Genomic DNA, 1197 nt, shown 5'->3' on the forward strand with positions numbered 1-1197 from the left:
TATTGTGAATATCAAATGAAAACCCTGCTGTTATTATTACTCTGCCTGACGCTGTTTTATATTCCCGACTCCGGCGGGTCCGGCGTGGCGTTGCCTTTTAACCTCACGTTTCTCTGCTGGCTGGGGCTGGTGGTGATGGTGCTGGCGTGGCGGCATAACAAAGGCGGGGCGGAGCGCCAGCCGCTGCTGCTGGCGGGCGGGCTGCTGCTCCTGCTGCCATGGCTTTTGCAGGCGCGCGGCAACCCCGGCGTGTGGGTGCTGCTGGCGGCGCTCCTGCTGTGGCTGGCGCTGCTGCGCCTGCCGTTCACGCCACGCCACCGGCGCGCGGCGCTGCTGGCGGTGTTTGTGCTGGCGCTGGGCCAGGCGGGCAGCGGCCTGCTGCAGGCCTTCTGCCCGCACCTCGCCGCCCGGCTGTATGAGTTCGACTGGCTGCGCAACCAGGGCCGCCCCTACGGCATTTTCCAGCAGGTGAACCTGCTGGCGAGCTTTCTCGCCACCGGCGCCGGCTGCGGCTTCCTGCTGCTGCTGACGGAACGGCGCGCCAGGGGGATAACCGCTGTGCTGATAACCGCAGGCCTCGGCGTGCTTGCGTTTGTGCTGGCCCTGAACCAGTCCCGCGCCGGGGCTGTCGGCGCTGTCGCCGTCATTGCCGCGCTCTGCGCCGTTGCCGGGCGGGGAAAAGCCCTCCGTGCAGGCGCGGCGCTGGCCGTGATGGCGCTCAGCGCCTGGGCGGGCTGGTACATCACACAGCACGTCACGGTGCTGGTCAACGGCGAACCGTTCCTGATGGCGCGGGATTACGCCGGCTCCACGCAGGAGCGCCGGCATATCCTGCACATCACCTGGCAGATGATAATGCTGCACCCGTGGGCGGGATGGGGCTACGGCACGTTTGAGTACGCCTTCAGCCGCTGGCTGCTGGCGCACCCGGGTTACACCTTCCGCGTGCCGGTCACCCACCCGCACAACGAGCTGCTGTACGCCTGGTTCCAGGGCGGCATCACGGCGCTGGCGGGCATGCTCGTGCTGTTCGCGGGCTGGGTAAGGATGCTCATCCGCGCCCTGAAAACCCGCCGCGCAACGCTGGCATACGCGCTGCTGATTGTGCCGCTGCTGGCGCACCTGAACCTGGAGTACCCGTTTTACCAGTCGTTCATTCACTTCGGGCTGTTCCTGCTGCTGCTGCGCCTGGGCGTG

1 protein-coding gene is annotated in these 1197 nt (G+C 67.1%); it reads left to right on the forward strand.

Features of this window, described 5'->3' with window-relative positions; all coding sequences use genetic code 11:
- Positions 1-15: 15 nt before the first annotated feature.
- A partial coding sequence (locus MT962_RS22170) for an O-antigen ligase family protein (RefSeq protein WP_247366414.1) occupies positions 16-1197 on the forward strand: 1182 nt, incomplete at its 3' end.

It is taken from the genome of Franconibacter sp. IITDAS19 (assembly GCF_023079515.1).
Taxonomy (GTDB): Bacteria; Pseudomonadota; Gammaproteobacteria; order Enterobacterales; family Enterobacteriaceae; genus Franconibacter; species Franconibacter pulveris.